Here is a 16,225-nt window from a genome sequence, read left to right as displayed (position 1 = left end):
GAAAAAGGTGCAGGACACGCCAGGTAAAGGCACTGGCGCAGTGAGTGCGGCCAATGGTGCTTGGCCTGGCCGCACAAGTACAGTCATGTGTATTGATAATGACTATCGAAGTGGCCGTGGTGTTCGATCAGGTCAGCGCAGTCATTACCGCTGCCTGGTAGGCAGGGCGGGCCTTGAGGCGCTCGTACCAGGCCTCCAGGTGACGCATGGCCGGGCGCTCGATGGGCATTTCGAACCAGGCATAGATGAAGCTACCCAGTGGGATGTCGCCCATGCCGATCTGGTCACCGGAAAGGTACGGTTGTTTGGCCAGGGCTTCGTCGGCAATGGCCAGCAACTGGGCGCATTGCTTGTGCGCAGCGTTGATCGCCACCCAGTCGCGCTGGTCTTCCGGGGTGCGCAACAGGCCCCAGAACAGTGGGCGGAACGGCGTGGCGAAGGACGAGGTGGTCCAGTCCATCCACTTGTCCGCCAGGGAGCGCTGACGCGGGTCTTCCAGGTACCAGCCTTGCTCCGCACCGTACTCGGCGCACAGGTAGCGGACGATGGTGTTGGACTCCCACAGGGTCAGGTCGCCGTCTTCCAGCATCGGCACCAGGCCATTGGGGTTGCGCGCGCGGTAGTGCGGCTCGTTGACCACGCCGAAGGCGCCGCCGGCGTCGATCGACTCGAAATCCAGGCCCAGTTCGTGGGCGATCCATAGCGCCTTGCGCACATTGCTCGAATTCTTGCGACCCCAGATCTTCAGCATGGCAACGTCCTAATGAATGCGGAGGTGGTGCAGTCTACTCCAGACTTTCGTCGCCTGTACCGGCCTCTTCGCGGGTAAACCCGCTCCCACAGGGTTCTGCGCCAGCCCTGAGAGTGATGCAGTACCTGTGGGAGCGGGTTCACCCGCGAAGAGGCCGGTACAGACAAGCAATGCCCTGAAACTCCCGCCGCCATACCCTGTCACTGTTCTGACCCGGCCGTTCGCAGCGTTGCGTCTAAGCTGTCTGGGACGGCTTACCCCCCTGGTTCCAAGGAGGACCGATTATGTTGCTGTTGTGGTTGGTAGTGCTGGTGATCGGCGCGGCGTACCTCACGCACCGGCGCCTGGCGCCCTTGCAGATTCTTGGCATCATGGCGGCTTATGTACTGCTGATGGGCATTTTCAGCAGTGCTCCCGGCTGGCTGCTGACCCTGATCTGGATAGTGCTGGCCCTGAAAGTCGCCCTGGTGGCGCTGCCGGAATGGCGCCGCAAGGTATTCACAGGCCCCGTGTTCAAGTGGTTCCAGCGCACCCTGCCGCCGATGTCGCAGACCGAGCGCGAGGCGATCGACGCCGGCACCGTGTGGTGGGACGGCGAACTGTTCAGCGGCCGTCCCGATTGGCGCACCCTGCTCGCCTACCCGGCTCCACAGCTGACCGAAGAAGAACAGGCATTCATCGACGGCCCGACGGAACAACTGTGCGCCATGGTCAGCGACTGGCAGATCGGCCAGGACATGGACCTGCCGCCCGAAGCCTGGGCGCATATCAAGCAGAATGGCTTCTTCGCCCTGATAATTCCCAAGGAGTACGGCGGCAAAGGCTTTTCGGCCTACGCCCACTCCCAGGTGGCGATGAAACTGGCTACCCGCAGCGGCGACCTGGCTTCCACCGTGATGGTGCCCAACTCGCTCGGCCCGGCCGAACTGCTGTTGCATTACGGCACTGACGAACAACGCAACCACTACCTGCCACGCCTGGCGCGTGGCGATGAAATCCCCTGCTTCGCCCTCACCGGCCCGCTGGCAGGCTCCGACGCAGGCGCCATGCCTGACACCGGGGTGGTCTGCAAAGGGCAATGGAACGGCGAAGAGGTCATCGGCCTGCGGCTGAACTGGGAAAAGCGCTATATCACCCTCGGTCCCGTCGCCACCCTGCTGGGCCTGGCGTTCAAGGCCTACGACCCGGACCACCTGTTGGGCGAGCAGGAAGAACTGGGTATCAGCCTGGCGCTGATCCCTACCGACACGCCCGGCGTCGAAATCGGCAAGCGCCACCTGCCACTGGGCGCCGCGTTCATGAACGGCCCCAACAGCGGCAAGGACGTATTCGTGCCGCTGGATTTCCTCATCGGTGGCCAGGCCATGCTCGGCAAGGGCTGGATGATGCTGATGAACTGCCTGTCGGTAGGCCGCTCCATCTCCCTGCCGGCAGTGGGCACTGGCGCAGCCAAATACACCAGTCTGGTCACCGGCCAGTACGCCAACATCCGCGAACAGTTCAATGTCCCGCTGGCTGCATTCGAAGGTATCCAGGAGTCGCTGGCACGCATCGGCGGCAATGCCTGGCTGATGGACAGCGCGCGGTTGCTGACCGCCAAGGCCGTGGATCTGGGCGAGAAGCCTTCGGTGCTGTCGGCGATCCTCAAGTACCACCTCACCGAGCGTGGCCGCGAGTGCATCCAGCACGCTATGGACGTGCATGGCGGCAAGGCCATCATCATGGGGCCGAACAACTATCTGGGGCGCAACTGGCAAGGTGCGCCGATCTTCATCACCGTCGAGGGGGCGAACATCCTTTCGCGCAACCTGATGATCTTCGGCCAGGGCGCCATCCGCTGCCATCCGTTCGTGCTCAAGGAAATGGCTTTGGCCGGGCGCGAGGACGGTGACCAGGCATTGAGGGAATTCGATGACCTGCTGATGAAACACATCATGTTCGCCGCCGGCAATGCGGCCAGCACACTCATACTCAGCCTGGGGCTGGGGCGACTGGAATCCGTGCCCGGCGATGCCCTGAGCCAAGGCTATTTCCGTGCACTCAACCGCCAGGCAGCGGCCTTCGCCATGCTGGCTGACCTGTCGATGATGTTGCTGGGCGGCGCACTGAAACGCCGCGAACGGCTGAGCGCAAGGCTGGGGGATGTGCTGAGTTACCTGTACCTGGCCAGCGCCGCGCTCAAGCGCTATCACGACCTGGGCTCACCGGAACACATGCAGCCCTTGCTGCGCTGGGCGATGGAAGAAAGCCTGGGCCAGGCGGAAACAGCCCTGGACCGGCTGCTCGACAACTTCCCTAACCGCTTTGTCGGCTGCGCGTTGCGGATACTGGTGTTCCCCTTCGGCCGCCGTCATACCGGGCCGAGCGATGAACTGGATGCAGAGGTGGCGGCGCTGATCGGCCGCAGCAAGGGCGACCCGGCGCTGGAAGAGCTGCTTGCTGGTTGCTTCAGGCCGCAGGGCGAGGGCGACCCGGTGGCAGCGCTGCAACGGGCTTGCGACTTGCTGGATGAAACCGTGCCACTGTACAAGGCACTTCATCAGGCGATCAAGGAGGGCAAGGTGCAGCCGGCACCAGGGCAGTCGCTGATCGATGCGGCAGTCGAGCATGGTGCACTGCAGCCGACCGAGGGGCAACGATTGCGTGAAGCCGAGCAAGCCCGCCGCGCGATCATCGATGTGGACGCCTTCGACAAAACGCAGTTGCTACTGGGGCAGGGCAAGGTACGTTGACCTGCTGATTGCCAGACGCGATTTTGGAGTACAGCGGTCTTGTGTTTCGACGGGGCGCAAAGCGGCCCCGTCTCTTGGGAAATGTCCCACACCTTGGCGACACGTAATACAGCGCGTGTGCCTGAGGGCTGCTCAGGCACTGGGTGGGAACTTGGAAAGCTGAACTTCACAATCTATTTGATGGTTCGCTTTCATATCAGCCTGGAGGAGAGCTGAGCCCGTTTTGGCAATCACCTTCAGGCCCAGGCCTTCGCTGACGAAGTCGCCAACGGAATAGGTTCCCTGCAGATAGCTGTATTGGGTCCGGTCGAGCGACGCTGGCCTGTGAGTGGTCAAGAATGTGATGGATGAGTGCACAACCCAATCGTCTGGGGCCTTTCTATACTTCAACGTAATGGTCGAGGCAGAAGGGATGTCGCTCATCGCAATACCGCTGTTGGTCGCATCAACCGTCTTGTTGGCCCTTTCGCCACTCCCCTCTGCTGGCAAGGTCAGGCCATGGCTGACGTTGGACTCGTGCCAGAAGATGATGGCACCGTTCTGTGCCGGGGTGTTGCCCTTTTCCATGATACGCACCTCGCGTGGAAGATTGAGTGCCCTGAACGCCTATCACCGCCAGCAACGGTGCAGTGTCATTGTGTGGGCTTGAATCTAGATCAATACCCGTGCGTGCGCACCTGGCAGAATTGACAGGTCCATGGTTCGCACGCGGTGCTCGCCGACCATGCCGCATCGGGTAATCACAAGGCGCAATGGAGCGGAGCAGCCACCACCGTCCCCAACCCGCCCTCAACCGGCGTATACTCCGCCCCCGTTTCAACTACCCCGAGGACCGCCCCCATGGCCAACCCCCACCTGGAATACCACCTGCAACTGCTGAACCACCTGCGTACCATTCTGGTGGCTCTGGGTGAAGCCGAGCAGGTACCGGAGGAAAGCCACACCCTGTTTCTCGAGCGTTTCGACGAATTGCTGACCCTGCTACCGCAAGACCCGCTGGAAAGCCAGTACCTGGGCCAGGACCTGATCTGCCAGGTGATCCAGCGCTACCCGCAAATCGCCCACCTGGTGCCACGCGACCTGCTGTGGTTCTTCGGGGGTGACTGCCTGCACTACATGCCCGACGAAGAGCTGGACCTGTACCAGCAGCTGGAAGAACGTCGTTACGAAGCCGAGCAGAGCGGCGAAGCGTTCGACTGGCACCAGCAGAAGCGATTGATGAGCCAAGCTCATGGCGACAATACCCAGCACTGATATGCACAGCACACCACACGCTTGCGAGCGCGCCTTGCAATGTCTCCAATTACCTCACCAAAGGTAGACTTCGCCTACAGCTTCACCCCGCCCCCCTTTCTATCCTGCACGCCGAACAGTTTTTGTCTGTTCGGCCCGTTTTTTCGCCCCAGGATCAGAAAATGAAAAAAACCCTTCTCGCCATCGCCTTTGGCCTGGCAAGCAGCACAGCATTTGCAGATACAGGCACGATCACCTTCGCCGGCTCGATCAAACCCGGTGGTACCTGCCCTATCGACCTGGTCATCCCAGGAACCGGAACCAGCATCCCCAGGCTTGAAATGGGCAGCCTGCGAGCGGAGGACTTCCCAGCTACAGGTAGCAAGTCCAAGCTGGTTCGTTTCGCCTTGAAGGTCACGCCAGGTGCCGGCTGTGTGGTCGGCACTCAAGATGGCTATGTCACGTACAAGCCCGTTTACGATACAGCAGGTACAAAGCTATATGGCCTTGACAGAATCGACCCGGATGCCGCGAAAGGAATAGCGCTTGCCATCCTGGATAGAGCACAAAACTACGTGGAGCCCAATAAGGAATCCATCGCGTATCCGCTCGACGATACCCTGCCCTCGGAGATGGACTTCTTTGCACACTACGAGTCCACCGCCAACACCGTAGAGCCTGGCCACGCAAACGTCCTGGTCGAATACACGTTCGCGCTCAAGTAGCAACAAGCCCCCAGGCTCGATCAGGGCCTGGGGCGCACGCAACGACCCCTGTAGAGACTCCCCATGCGCCATCCGACTTCAAGCAAGTTCAACCTGACCTCGGCCTATGCCCTGGCCATCTGCATGCTCCTGCTCGCCCCCTTCAGCGCCAATGCCGCCCTGACCATCAGCTCCACCCGTATCATCCAACCCAGTGACCGACAAAGCACCAGCATCGTCGTGGCCAACCCAAGCAACCGGGCCTATGCCGCACAAGCCTGGATCAATACTGAAGCCGATGACAGCACCACTGCGGTCCCCTTGATTGCCTCGCCAGCGCTATTCCGCATCGACCCGGGCAGCGAGCAGACCGTGCAGCTCAACCGCCTGCCGAATGACTTGCCAAAAGACCGCGAGTCACTGTTCTTCTTCAACCTGCAGGAAATCCCGCAAGCCAACGATAAACCTGACAATGTGCTGAACATCGCCCTGCGCACACGCATCAAGGTTTTCTTCCGCCCCAGCCAGCTAAAGGGTCGCCCACAGAATCATCTAAAAAACCTCACTTGGTCCGTGCAATCCATAGACGGCAAGCCGCACCTGGTGGTGGACAACCCTTCTCCCTACTACTTCACCTTCAACCAGCTGACCCTCATCAGCCCCAAGGGCAGCGAAAAAATCGATGCCAGGAAAATGGCCATCCCGCTGGGTAGGCAAACCTATCCGCTGAAAACACTGCCAGCCCAGGGCAACCTGAAGGTCGATTTCACCACCATCAATGACTACGGCGCCATAACGCCAGCAATGTCCAGCCCGGCAAGGCGCTCATGAGCCTGATCAGGCTCTCAGCACAGGGTGATATTCCGGGAAGTCGACCCAATGCGCCCCGTCATCGAAACTCACCTGCACATGCAGGGTGAACTGGGCGTTACGTTTGAGGGTGGCGAGAAACGTCTTCGGCACGGTGACGTCCTGGTTTGCCCCAACGCCCTGACGCACCTGCATTTCGTTTATGGCATGCGCGGTCAGGACATGATGCGGTCCAGCCTCGGCACCGCTCTGCAACACCCCCGTCACCCAGATACTGATGCGCTGCCCAACCGCAATCAATCGCCACGGAGCCAGCTGTACGGGCACCTTGGCCGGTGCACTTGCTAGACTGAAGCCATCGCCGATGACACCTATCAGTTCGATAAGAGGCAGTTTTTCTGTGAGAGCCGTGACTTTGAGATTGCGCGGGGTGGAGGGAAACTCATCGATGCCGTCATCAACCTTGTATGAAACCTTGAGTATCTGGTTACTGTAAGCCAGCAAATTCTTCTCAGGGATCAAGAACCGTTTATCTGTACCCGGCAACACTTCGGATGTTGTGAAATAACCCGCATCACCTGGCTCTCCCCAAATGACGGTCACCCGCTCCTCCGGATAAATCACGGCCTCTTCGGGAACGATGACCACCATCGGAGGCCGGTAGTCATTCAACTGCAACGACAACGCTTCTCCAGAGCCTGTTGCCTGGGGTATTTCAAGCCAAGGCAAGGTCCGGGGAATTGGAACGGCAGCTATCTGCAACGGCACAGGCCTGGACCGGGCGCTGAGATTGCCCGCGCGGTCACGTATCTGATAGTGGACATAGCGCTCACCATCGCCTCGCGATCTTATATCGTCGCCTTCGATCGGCAGGAAAATCGGCTGAGAAGTGTCCTGCCTGTTAATCGTATATTCGCCAAGCTTGTCATTGGCAAAGGGGCGATCGTCCCAGTAGTAGATAATTACATCGCCTACCGCAACCTTCTGGTAAACAGGTACCTCAGCGAGTAAGCGATCTTCATGTTTTTCCAGATAGCGCGCCGTCACCCCCTCGCGCCCGACTTCCTCATCAAACAGCAAAAGCCCCTCATCGCCGCCGAGTACCGGGGGGACGGTGTCAATCGTAAGGGTCAGCGGACTGGAGTGTGTGACAACACCATTGAACCCATACACTTCATAAGTGACTTCCTGGGTGCCGTGCAGCAGCACTGCTACAGGGGCTTCCACGAAAAGATCGTCCTCGGGAATCTTATCCTCCCAACGCTTTGGCTCACCAACCGCCACTCCGTTCCAGTACAGCGTCAATACCTCTGGAAGACCAGGCATCGGGTTGGACTCTTGCCAGATGGGCACGTCGATCCTCAACGGCCGGCCAAGGGCCGCAACCGGCAACAAATTCAGCTCACCCTCAGGGATGTTCGCGAGCGCCGCCGGCGCAGAAGGAGGGTCGAGCAGGCGCTTGCGAAACAGGCTCGCTAACTTCTTTTGCAGCCAGAACAGAAAGCCCGCGGGTTTGATGTACATATCACCTCCTCTTTGAATCCGACCCACAAAAAAGGAAGGCCGAGGCCTTCCTTCCTTAGTGATCACCAGCTGTACCGGAACCCGACATTAGCCCCCCACGGCTGCTCGATCTTTTCTCCGTTGGCGTAATCGAAATCGGCATGCAGTTGCATGCGCTCGTTCAAACTGATGGCGACACCCATGCCGAATTCGGCGCGCGAGCCCGACAGATCGTTATCGAACCGATTGTCGTTGACCTTGACCTCATTGCTGCCGACGAATTCGTGGGCGTAGGCAAGACGTACGTAGGGCTGCACCTGCCGCCCTTTGCCAAGCTGCACGGTACGCCCCACTGTTGCCCCGGCCTTTCCAAGCAGCGAACGGGTATCGTCACCCTGAGCCTTCAGGCCATTGTCCAGGTGATAATCCTTACCCTGGATCGTGACCATGGCCCATTGGGTGTAGGGCTCGACAAAGTAACCCTGTCCCAGGTCGATGTTGCGCCCGAACTCTGCGGACATGCCCAGGCCCAGGTTGTCATAGTCACCTTTGCTGCGCTGGCCATCACTGAGAGCAACCTTGGCACTGTTATCGAAACGGTTGGCCTTCATCACACCATCGAAGTAGTAGCCACTTTGTGCATCGAGCCAGGTGGCGTAAAGCCCCAGATAATAGCTCTTGACCTCAGCGGAGCTGCCGCGAATCAGGTCCAGGTCAGATGAGCTGTGGCCCGCCATTACACCGGCCAGCCACTGGCCGTCACCGAATGGAAGTGGCGCATCAACCCCGATCGAGAACCCACGCTGCACCTGGCTGTAGGGGCTGCCCGCATTGTCCGAAACCTGGTACTTGTTGCCATAAGCCCTCGCCCATCCCCCTGCCTTGCGCTCATCCAGGCGTAATTCGCCCATACGGCTGCGCAAGGTGGTCAATTCACCGTACCAAACGGTGGGCGCGGTATTGAACAGCGCCAGCACCGATGCAGTGCCAGGGCTGATCACTTTACGCGTACCATCAAGGAACCAATCGTTACCACGCTGTACCAACTCGTAGGAAAATGCACCGAGATCCACCGGGCCATTAACCAGAGAGAAGCTGGCATCACCTGCTGCCGCATGCACCAGGTGAAGGGCGTTCTCACTCACGGGGTCCGCACCACTGCTACCCACCAGCAGGCTATGGCTACCGGTAGCGTTGCCTACTTCAAGGAAGTCTGTCGCACCGGTTGTGAAGTCAGCATCCATGATGAAGGTACCGCTACCGGCCAGCGTACCCAGCGTCAAGCGCTGGTACTGCCCTGGCTCACCGAAACGGACCACGCCACCATTCATGGCCAGGCTGCCAACCTGACTGCTCTGTACCATGTTCCAGCGCGCCTGGTTGTTCAAAGTCAAACCGGCCACGTTCTCCAGGTGCCCGGTCAGGCTGGCCTGATTGTCCAGGATCAGGGCCGCACTGGAACCTGCCTCGACCCGTACATCCCCTACCAGGTGGCTATTGTCCACAGTCATGGTGGCCTCGGACCCTCCCACCACTTCAAGCAGGTTACCGTTGCTCGCCACCAGGCTCGAACCACTGGCAACGACGATGTCCGCCTTGGTCGGGCCGATCAGGGAGTGCCCCACGACAATCGCCGAACCATCCTGGCCCTCGACCCGCGAGCCAACCAAGTTGATCCTGGCGGCCCCCGAGAACGTGGGGTCGGCAAGTACCAGCAAGCCGTCAGTGGCGCCAACCACCGAGCTGCCCTGTGCCGAAAGCTCGGCGTTGCCAAACAACTGGGCTGCCGGTGCCGTGCCGTTGCCAACCAGCGTGCTGCCCTGCAGCACCAGACGTGATGCGGCGGACACCAGAGCCCCGGCCCTGCCACCCTCGACATGGCTGTCGGAGACCAAGGCCGAAGCACCTGTGCTGCCATCATGCTGCAAGCGTAAGCCAAAGCGGTCACTGACCACCCGAGAGTTGCCGGCGATGCTGGCAGAGGCGCCCGCCACCAGATCGACACCATCCGCCCGTTGGGCCTCGATCGTGCTGGCTTGCATGTTCAGGTGCGCACCAGTACCGACAGCAACATCATTCATTGAAGCGCCCACCGCATTGAGCCTGGCGTTGGGGTTCAGCCGATAGTTGTCGAGCGGGGTAGTACTGTCTATATCAAGCGTACCCTCGACGGTGGTCACTGCCGATACGCCAGGGGTGACCAAAAGCATCATAGGCGCCATGCAGAGCGCTTGCACTAAAGGGCTCAAAGACAGTTTCCGGCCTTTATTCATTAACTTCAAACCTCGTTCATGTCGGATCATCGTTGCCAAAGGAAAGCGATCACCGACAAGGCTACAAGGGAAATTCCCAAATCTCTGTAGGAAAAATCCTAAGCTCCAAATGAAACCAACGCCGATGCCAAGTTGGTTAGGCACCGCCATATTTCATTCAAGGTCTGAGAGGACAACTACCGGCTGCATTGTGCATGGAAACAACTTGCTCCGCCAACTCTGAATTAACAGTTTTTCCGTCGATAGAAAAACTGTAATAGACACGCCCTCGCCCATAATGAATGGTAGCGTGATAATTATAAATTGGCAGAATATACTCATTATACGGCTGCACACGCCACACCAACTCAGCAAGGTCTGCTTCCGTCAGAGCTATCACCTCGTCTAACACGGTATCGTCAATTTTCTCCTCACCGTTAAGGTTATGCACAGCATACCAATGCATGGTCAATTGGTCGCCTGCCTTCAAACCATAATCACCAAGGCCTTTTATCAATACTCTGATTGCCGGATCCAACGGACTAGGATTGTCATCATCGTACAGGGCTGCGCAGGTCAACCAACCTTCAGGCGGGTTCGCACTGGTATTCCCCCCCAAAAAGGCGGGCGCATCCGGGCGTAGAACAATGGCTTCGACATTGACGATGGTACTTGCAGACTTCGGACGATTGGGCACACCAGGGCGTTCAACCATATAACACACAGGCACACTGCCATTGTTACGCGCTTCGATATAAGCCCAGGGAACATCCACATTTATTTCCGCCCCCAAGTCTTTGGCTGCCAGCGTGTAGTCAATCTCGACGACATGTTCATCATCCCAATAAAAACTGACAATATCGCCCTCTTTGAAAGCCGCATCGATTGTGACTTTCAGCACAGCGTCCTGTTTCTCATCTTCCGGCAGCAATGTATTCAGCGTATCGGAACTTCTGCCAAAAACTTCAGCAAGCGAAAGTTTCGGATTGACTGGGTCTGGCCAGCCAGGGTCAGTGCCTGGATCAGTCGGCCCGATGACCTCCAGGTTCACATCCACATCAATGTCTTTACCGCCCTGCGGCACCGCACCGCGGCGCAGTTCATAACTGACGTTGGTTTCTACGTTGCCCGTGCTCGTAGCGCCATATTGATCCCACAATTGCTTGGGCAGGACCACGAATTCAAGCGGAAACTTGGGAGCGCTACCTATTTCACGCCAGCCGAGCCCCAACGCCCCCCACCTGACCTGCACCCAATCGGTCGATTTCCAGTTGTCAAAGCTCGGAACCTCCACCACTACCCCGGCCCAGGCATCCTCCTGATCAATCAAGCCATCTGCCGCCAACGGCACTGCCGGGTCCTGAAGCCCTGAGGGCAGCGGTCCCACGGCAACACCCACAGCCATCGGCAATGACAGCCTGCTGATATTGCCAGCCTTGTCGACCAGTGCATACAGTACATACACCCCGCCATCCCCCACCGCCTTGATCTCCTCAGCGGGTACCTTCAATGTCTTTGGCAATACATCTATCACATCGGAAGCAACCGGAGATATTGTGGATGGATCTTCCGGAACATGATTCAGCCAGTAAACATAAACCTTATCGCCAACCGCGTACGTGTCATAGTCCGGCAACTCGACCGACACATTGTTAATATTCGCGTCAATAACATCATAGCCCAACGCAGGAAGCGCGACAGGCGTGCTATTACCATAAGGAGGCATACGGTCAAAAATCAGGCTCAGCACTTCAGATTCCGTCGGGTCAGAGCCGTTCCATGGTTTGACCTTGTAGCTAAATAGCTGCGGCCCATCCACCCAACTCTCGACCTTATCTTTATCTATGACTACCGAAAGTGGGAACTTCCCAACATCAGCGCCTGTATACTCTTCACTCGACAGCAATGTAGACACACCGCTCGCGGAGGCATGATAGATTTCCAATACATCAAAAAAACCCGCCGGAGTGCCTTCCAGCAACGGCCACGCCTCGATGCTGATGAGCAGATTCTTCGTGGCGTCAGTCAAAACAGCGCTGAATACCGTACCATCCCGGGTGTCTGCCAACAGAGTCGGATCTATACCCGGCTTGACCAGCGCCTTGCCTTCCGAGTTCACGGCTCTTGCGCGCCTTACCATTTGCCGAGTCGACTCAGCTGGTGTATGAATCTTGCTGCTCATTCCGATGGCCCACCCTGTCATGATTGACGTCAATATTAACTTCAAAGCCAATATCACAGGGACTATTCAATCACGCAACGCACACTCGGTGAACTGACAATTTTATCAGTTGACAACAAGTCAACCTGGACATCCAAGATAAGAAAAAGCCTGCGCAAAGGCAGGCTCCGACTACATTGTCGATTTAAAATACCGCTCTTTCGATTACCCGCGTGCTTCAAGCATCCTGCGACGCCAGACGGTCTAGCGGGTCATAGCCGTAATTGGCTGTAATACCTTGTGCAGGTACAACCACCTGCGACAGGCGCCCCAGGGCATCATAGGTCAACTGACGCTTCTCTTCGTCAGTTTTCAAATTGCCATCGCCGTCATACTCCAACGGAATGTGTTCCGTTTTCCCATCGGCCCAAATCATGTCAATACCCGTCAACTGTGCCGGATCCGCCTCATTGCCGAACAGGTAAGTAGCGTCAATCTTCCCGCCATTGAAGGTGGTTCGAACCCGGGTGATATTATCGCGGCCATCGAAGCGGAAAAGCTGCTCCTCGATCTTGTTTCCATAGGGGTCGACAGGTACATAGTCAGTTACACCTCGGCAGGTATATTTCCGCAACCTGGCCCTCTCGTCGTATTCGAAGTCTTCGTGGCGCAGTTCCGCATCGCCCTCCTTCAGCGTTTTACTGATGATGCCATCTACCGCGTTGTAGGCTTGTGCCAAAGTCTGAACGGTATCGCCAAAGTCGAAACGTCGCAGGATTTCACGGTCGAAATCGTCATAGAACAGCTCGGTTCGCAGGCTGCGATGTGTCCCGTCCTCATCCTCGGTTTCGGTGAAAATGCTGGCCATCCTGCCCAATGCATCGTAGTCAAAAGTACTGGTGACATTCTCCAGGCTGGTCTGGCGCAACTGCCCTGCCGAGTCGTATTCATAGAACTGGGTCTTGCCAAGCACATCCGTGTACCTCAGCAACCGAGCATCGATGCTGTGCACATAGGCCATCTCATAGAGTTCCTCACCGGTTCGCTGACGCCTTTCCGTTTTCAGTTCGCCAGTGCTGAAATACTCACGCTCAAGCGCTTCGTCGTTCTCGGTGCAGTTAAGCAAACGCGCGTTCTGCTTGTCGTACACGTAGCTCGCGTCGTCACCCGCGAACGTACGACGCAGCGGTTCTTCACTCAATTGCGGCACATATTTGTAGTCGATGCGGTTACCGGCAGGTGTGATCACTACCGCCGGCTGGTGCTGCCCGAGATCATACAACAGAGTGCGCACCCGCCCGCCGGTTACCGACTCGATCATGCGATCCAGGCCATCGAAGGTTTGCGTACCCATCACATAATCCTTGCCATCCGTAACATCTTTCACCTTGATCAACGTCGGCAGATCGCCCTTGGCATGCGGGGCGTAGTCACGGTGCACCACCGATCCATCAGGCAGTATCTGGTCGACAAGCCGATCGTACTCATCGTAAACAGACGACGTTTCATACCCGCGTGCATCCACTTCCCGAACAGTACGCCCCCACCCATCGTAGTAATACCGATGCAAACTCTCGGTTTGTCCCCGGTTATCCACTCGCTCGACATCGACCGGCTGCTCGAACAGGTTCATGCGAGTAATAGTGGTACCACTGCGTAGCAATCGTGACTTGGACTCTCGCCACTCGCGAACAACTGGCCCCAGCCGATCCGGCAAACCGACCGGATCGGTCACTGTGTAGTTGCGTACGCCGTCCGGGCCGATTTCGCAGCTACGCTGGCGCCAATCGTCATACTCGTAACGGGTGGACAATGGCAGGTTCTTCAGCTCCAGCCATTCGTACTGGACCTCTTCCAGCAAATCGCCCAGTTCATCATAATGCGCGGTTTTCCTGAGCCGCGGCGTTGCCCTCGCTTTAGCGGTAGCGCCAAAATCCGGGTCCTGGCGTTCTACCCGCTGAACCCGATTGAGCCCATCCACATAGGTCCAGGTGGTCACCCCCTTCACATCAGTCTCTTCCTGGTAAGCCTGCTGACCATCAGAAGACAGGTAATAGTTGTAGCTGCGCCAAGCTTTGAACTCACCGAACGGGTCGACCGTTTCGCGGATGACACGCCGCAGTTCGTCATACAGATAGGCAATCTGCACCTGATTGTCGTCGTAGTTGAGCATTGGCTCACCGATCAAGAGCGAATGCTGGAGGGTGTTGACCTTCTGCGAATGCCGGCTCGCCCCACCCTTCACATGCGCCTGTTCGCGGGCGAGCAGCGGCTGGCCGTGATCGAACCCGGTCAGGGTTTCAACCGTCTGTACTGCCGGGTGACCTTCGATCGACACCTCGCCATAGACATACTCGGTAAGGGTCTTCTTGCCATTCAGCACTTGTGTCAGCGCCTTCGGCCTGCCATACGCAACTACATCGGTGGGGTCTGCGTAATATTCGATAGTGGTGTGCCACAGTGGCGCTTCATCACGCACCCGGACCTGTTGGTCGTGGTGACGCTGCAGGGTTCCCTTGCCTTGCTCTGCGAGCGACGAAAGCAAGCGGTAGGTGTACAGGTTGCGCAGCGCTTCGGCGCGGCCCTCTCCAACGGCCGGAATAACTTCCTCGGTCTTGATGTGGCGCACGAATTGCTCGGGGTCCTCATGGGCCGGATAATACGTCCATACCGTCGTTTTGCCATTGGCCTCGATCTTTTCCGTCAGGTTGCCATAAAGATCGTAGCGGGTAATTTCCTTCTCTTCCCGGGGGGCGCCCGACAGGCCTTGGCGCCAAGAAGTGATCGTGGTTTCAGCCAACTGGAAATTCGCTGGCTGATCCCCGAATTGCCTGTTCGGTACCTCAGGATAATGGACGGTTTGCGTTTCAATGCAATCGCTTTGCGTAGTGACCTGTTCGATCATCAAATGGAAACGGTTGAACGTGGACTTGACCGTTCGTACCCCTTTGCCGCCTTTGAAATGCGTGGCCGTGGCATTGTAGAGGTACGTCACGTCGGCATTCTTGTACAGGTTGTCCTCACCGTTGTCTTCCCAAGTGATACTTGTGTTGTTACCCAGGAAGTTATTCGAGCTGTAGCTGTAGTCCGTACGCATGTCAGGCTGCTTCGCACCCGGCTTGACCACATGACTTTTTACGCGTGGCAGTGTCCTGCCACCACTGCCGGGAAACTTGTGTCCTGCTTCGTCATAGATGATTTCTTCAGCGCCATTGACAGGCGTCTGCAGCGCTACGAGGCAACGCACCTCGCCCATCACCCTGTACTTGAACTGCCAACGTGCATTATCTTTGGTCGGCAGTATGACCTTCTCCAGTTCACTTCCATTGCGCAGCAGTGTATAACGCGCACGCGCCAGCGTGTCCGGGTTGATATCGATGAATATCCGGTCGCTGAGGGAATAATCGATCTTCAGCAGTTTGCGTCCGGTGTCATCCTCCATCTCGGCCAGGCAGGGCACCCGTTTCGCCGGGATACCTGGCATCGGTGATGGCACCTGCACAATGTCGTACCGCAAGGAAACACCATGCCCGGTCGGTGCCAGTACCTGCGCCGGGAACGCTACCCGTCGGTCCGGCAGCCCTGGCTCGGGAGCAGGAACCGTGTACACCTTGAGCAACTCGATCAAACCTGATTTGTGCGCGACGCGATAACGGGTTTCGCCTTCCACAAGAACATGTTCAAAATGGAAACTATCAATTTTGCGCTCCGGCACCCTACCTTTCCGGCCTGGCCCGTTGTCCACGACCTTGAATTGCTCACCGCTGTGCAGGCTGAGCATCTGGCTATCCAGATCATATTCGCTCAGGCCTAAACGCCAGCCGGCGCCGAACCCCGAGTCTTCCGGGTTCATGGGGTTGAACGTGATGCGTAAAGGCAAGTTGGGGCCATTCAGGTAGTTGGCCGGCATACCAGGCAGCTCGATAGTCAGGCTATATTGCCCGGTCCGAGAGTCTACGCCACCTTGCACGAAGCTCATGAAGTTGAAAGCATTGGAGTGCACTACAGACTTCGTCGTCATATATATCCCTCAACAGGGCGTGGCTGCCCCTGACCGTAGGGGCAGCCAATACAGTAAA

General features: G+C 57.7%; 10 protein-coding genes. 4 read left to right on the top strand and 6 right to left on the bottom strand.

Going from position 1 to position 16,225, the window contains the following annotated elements:
- Positions 1–127 precede the first annotated feature (127 nt).
- The gene (locus GEV38_RS08410; RefSeq protein ID WP_015269396.1) at positions 128–751 is read right to left on the bottom strand and encodes a glutathione S-transferase; all 624 of its coding nucleotides are present in this window, start codon (positions 749–751) and stop codon (positions 128–130) included.
- Positions 752–1,035: 284 nt separating this feature from the next.
- Here GEV38_RS08410 and GEV38_RS08405 point away from each other — a divergent pair, with 284 nt between their 5' ends.
- Positions 1,036–3,483 (top strand): acyl-CoA dehydrogenase, encoded by a 2,448-nt coding sequence (locus tag GEV38_RS08405; RefSeq protein ID WP_054573457.1) that lies wholly within the window; start codon positions 1,036–1,038, stop codon positions 3,481–3,483.
- Positions 3,484–3,615: 132 nt separating this feature from the next.
- Here GEV38_RS08405 and GEV38_RS08400 read toward each other — a convergent pair whose 3' ends face one another.
- A complete protein-coding gene (locus GEV38_RS08400) occupies positions 3,616–4,050 on the bottom strand; it encodes a hypothetical protein (RefSeq protein WP_015269394.1) in 435 nt (144 codons plus the stop codon).
- A gap of 273 nt (positions 4,051–4,323) precedes the next feature.
- Here GEV38_RS08400 and GEV38_RS08395 point away from each other — a divergent pair, with 273 nt between their 5' ends.
- The 3 genes from GEV38_RS08395 (at position 4,324) to GEV38_RS08385 (ending at position 6,251) form a co-directional block, all read left to right on the top strand.
- A complete protein-coding gene (locus tag GEV38_RS08395; RefSeq protein WP_015269393.1) occupies positions 4,324–4,737 on the top strand; it encodes a PA2817 family protein in 414 nt (137 codons plus the stop codon).
- A gap of 161 nt (positions 4,738–4,898) precedes the next feature.
- Positions 4,899–5,441: a fimbrial protein gene (locus GEV38_RS08390; protein WP_015269392.1), complete on the top strand. Its 543-nt coding sequence runs from the start codon at positions 4,899–4,901 to the stop codon at positions 5,439–5,441.
- Positions 5,442–5,504: 63 nt separating this feature from the next.
- Positions 5,505–6,251 (top strand): molecular chaperone, encoded by a 747-nt coding sequence (locus GEV38_RS08385; RefSeq protein WP_015269391.1) that lies wholly within the window; start codon positions 5,505–5,507, stop codon positions 6,249–6,251.
- 6 nt (positions 6,252–6,257) lie between these two features.
- Here the strand turns inward: GEV38_RS08385 and GEV38_RS08380 are convergent, their stop codons facing one another.
- From GEV38_RS08380 to GEV38_RS08365, 4 genes are all read right to left on the bottom strand, one after another.
- Positions 6,258–7,754, bottom strand: a complete 1,497-nt coding sequence (locus tag GEV38_RS08380) for a hypothetical protein (RefSeq protein ID WP_239688299.1) — start codon at positions 7,752–7,754, stop codon at positions 6,258–6,260.
- A 62-nt stretch (positions 7,755–7,816) separates the two neighbouring features.
- The gene (locus tag GEV38_RS08375; RefSeq protein ID WP_236223282.1) at positions 7,817–9,946 is read right to left on the bottom strand and encodes an autotransporter outer membrane beta-barrel domain-containing protein; all 2,130 of its coding nucleotides are present in this window, start codon (positions 9,944–9,946) and stop codon (positions 7,817–7,819) included.
- Between the two features lie 217 nt (positions 9,947–10,163).
- Positions 10,164–12,167, bottom strand: coding sequence for a hypothetical protein (locus GEV38_RS08370; RefSeq protein WP_054573479.1), 2,004 nt, complete (start codon positions 12,165–12,167; stop codon positions 10,164–10,166).
- Positions 12,168–12,384: 217 nt separating this feature from the next.
- Positions 12,385–16,056, bottom strand: a complete 3,672-nt coding sequence (locus GEV38_RS08365; RefSeq protein WP_239688300.1) for an RHS repeat domain-containing protein — start codon at positions 16,054–16,056, stop codon at positions 12,385–12,387.
- Between the last annotated feature and the right edge of the window lie 169 nt (positions 16,057–16,225).

This window comes from Pseudomonas sp. 13159349, assembly GCF_013305685.1.
In the GTDB taxonomy this organism is placed as follows: domain Bacteria; phylum Pseudomonadota; class Gammaproteobacteria; order Pseudomonadales; family Pseudomonadaceae; genus Aquipseudomonas; species Aquipseudomonas asiatica.
The sequence above is the reverse complement of the archived record's forward strand: the minus strand, read 5'-3'. Positions and strand labels throughout refer to the sequence as shown.

Excerpts from the sequence above, each read along its gene's own strand:
- GEV38_RS08410 (WP_015269396.1), bottom strand. The coding sequence starts at position 751 with ATGCTGAAGATCTGGGGTCGCAAGAATTCGAGCAATGTGCGCAAGGCG.
- GEV38_RS08405 (WP_054573457.1), top strand. The coding sequence starts at position 1,036 with ATGTTGCTGTTGTGGTTGGTAGTGCTGGTGATCGGCGCGGCGTACCTC.
- GEV38_RS08400 (WP_015269394.1), bottom strand. The coding sequence starts at position 4,050 with ATGGAAAAGGGCAACACCCCGGCACAGAACGGTGCCATCATCTTCTGG.
- GEV38_RS08395 (WP_015269393.1), top strand. The coding sequence starts at position 4,324 with ATGGCCAACCCCCACCTGGAATACCACCTGCAACTGCTGAACCACCTG.
- GEV38_RS08390 (WP_015269392.1), top strand. The coding sequence starts at position 4,899 with ATGAAAAAAACCCTTCTCGCCATCGCCTTTGGCCTGGCAAGCAGCACA.
- GEV38_RS08385 (WP_015269391.1), top strand. The coding sequence starts at position 5,505 with ATGCGCCATCCGACTTCAAGCAAGTTCAACCTGACCTCGGCCTATGCC.
- GEV38_RS08380 (WP_239688299.1), bottom strand. The coding sequence starts at position 7,754 with ATGTACATCAAACCCGCGGGCTTTCTGTTCTGGCTGCAAAAGAAGTTA.
- GEV38_RS08375 (WP_236223282.1), bottom strand. The coding sequence starts at position 9,946 with ATGATGCTTTTGGTCACCCCTGGCGTATCGGCAGTGACCACCGTCGAG.
- GEV38_RS08370 (WP_054573479.1), bottom strand. The coding sequence starts at position 12,167 with ATGAGCAGCAAGATTCATACACCAGCTGAGTCGACTCGGCAAATGGTA.
- GEV38_RS08365 (WP_239688300.1), bottom strand. The coding sequence starts at position 16,056 with ATGCCGGCCAACTACCTGAATGGCCCCAACTTGCCTTTACGCATCACG.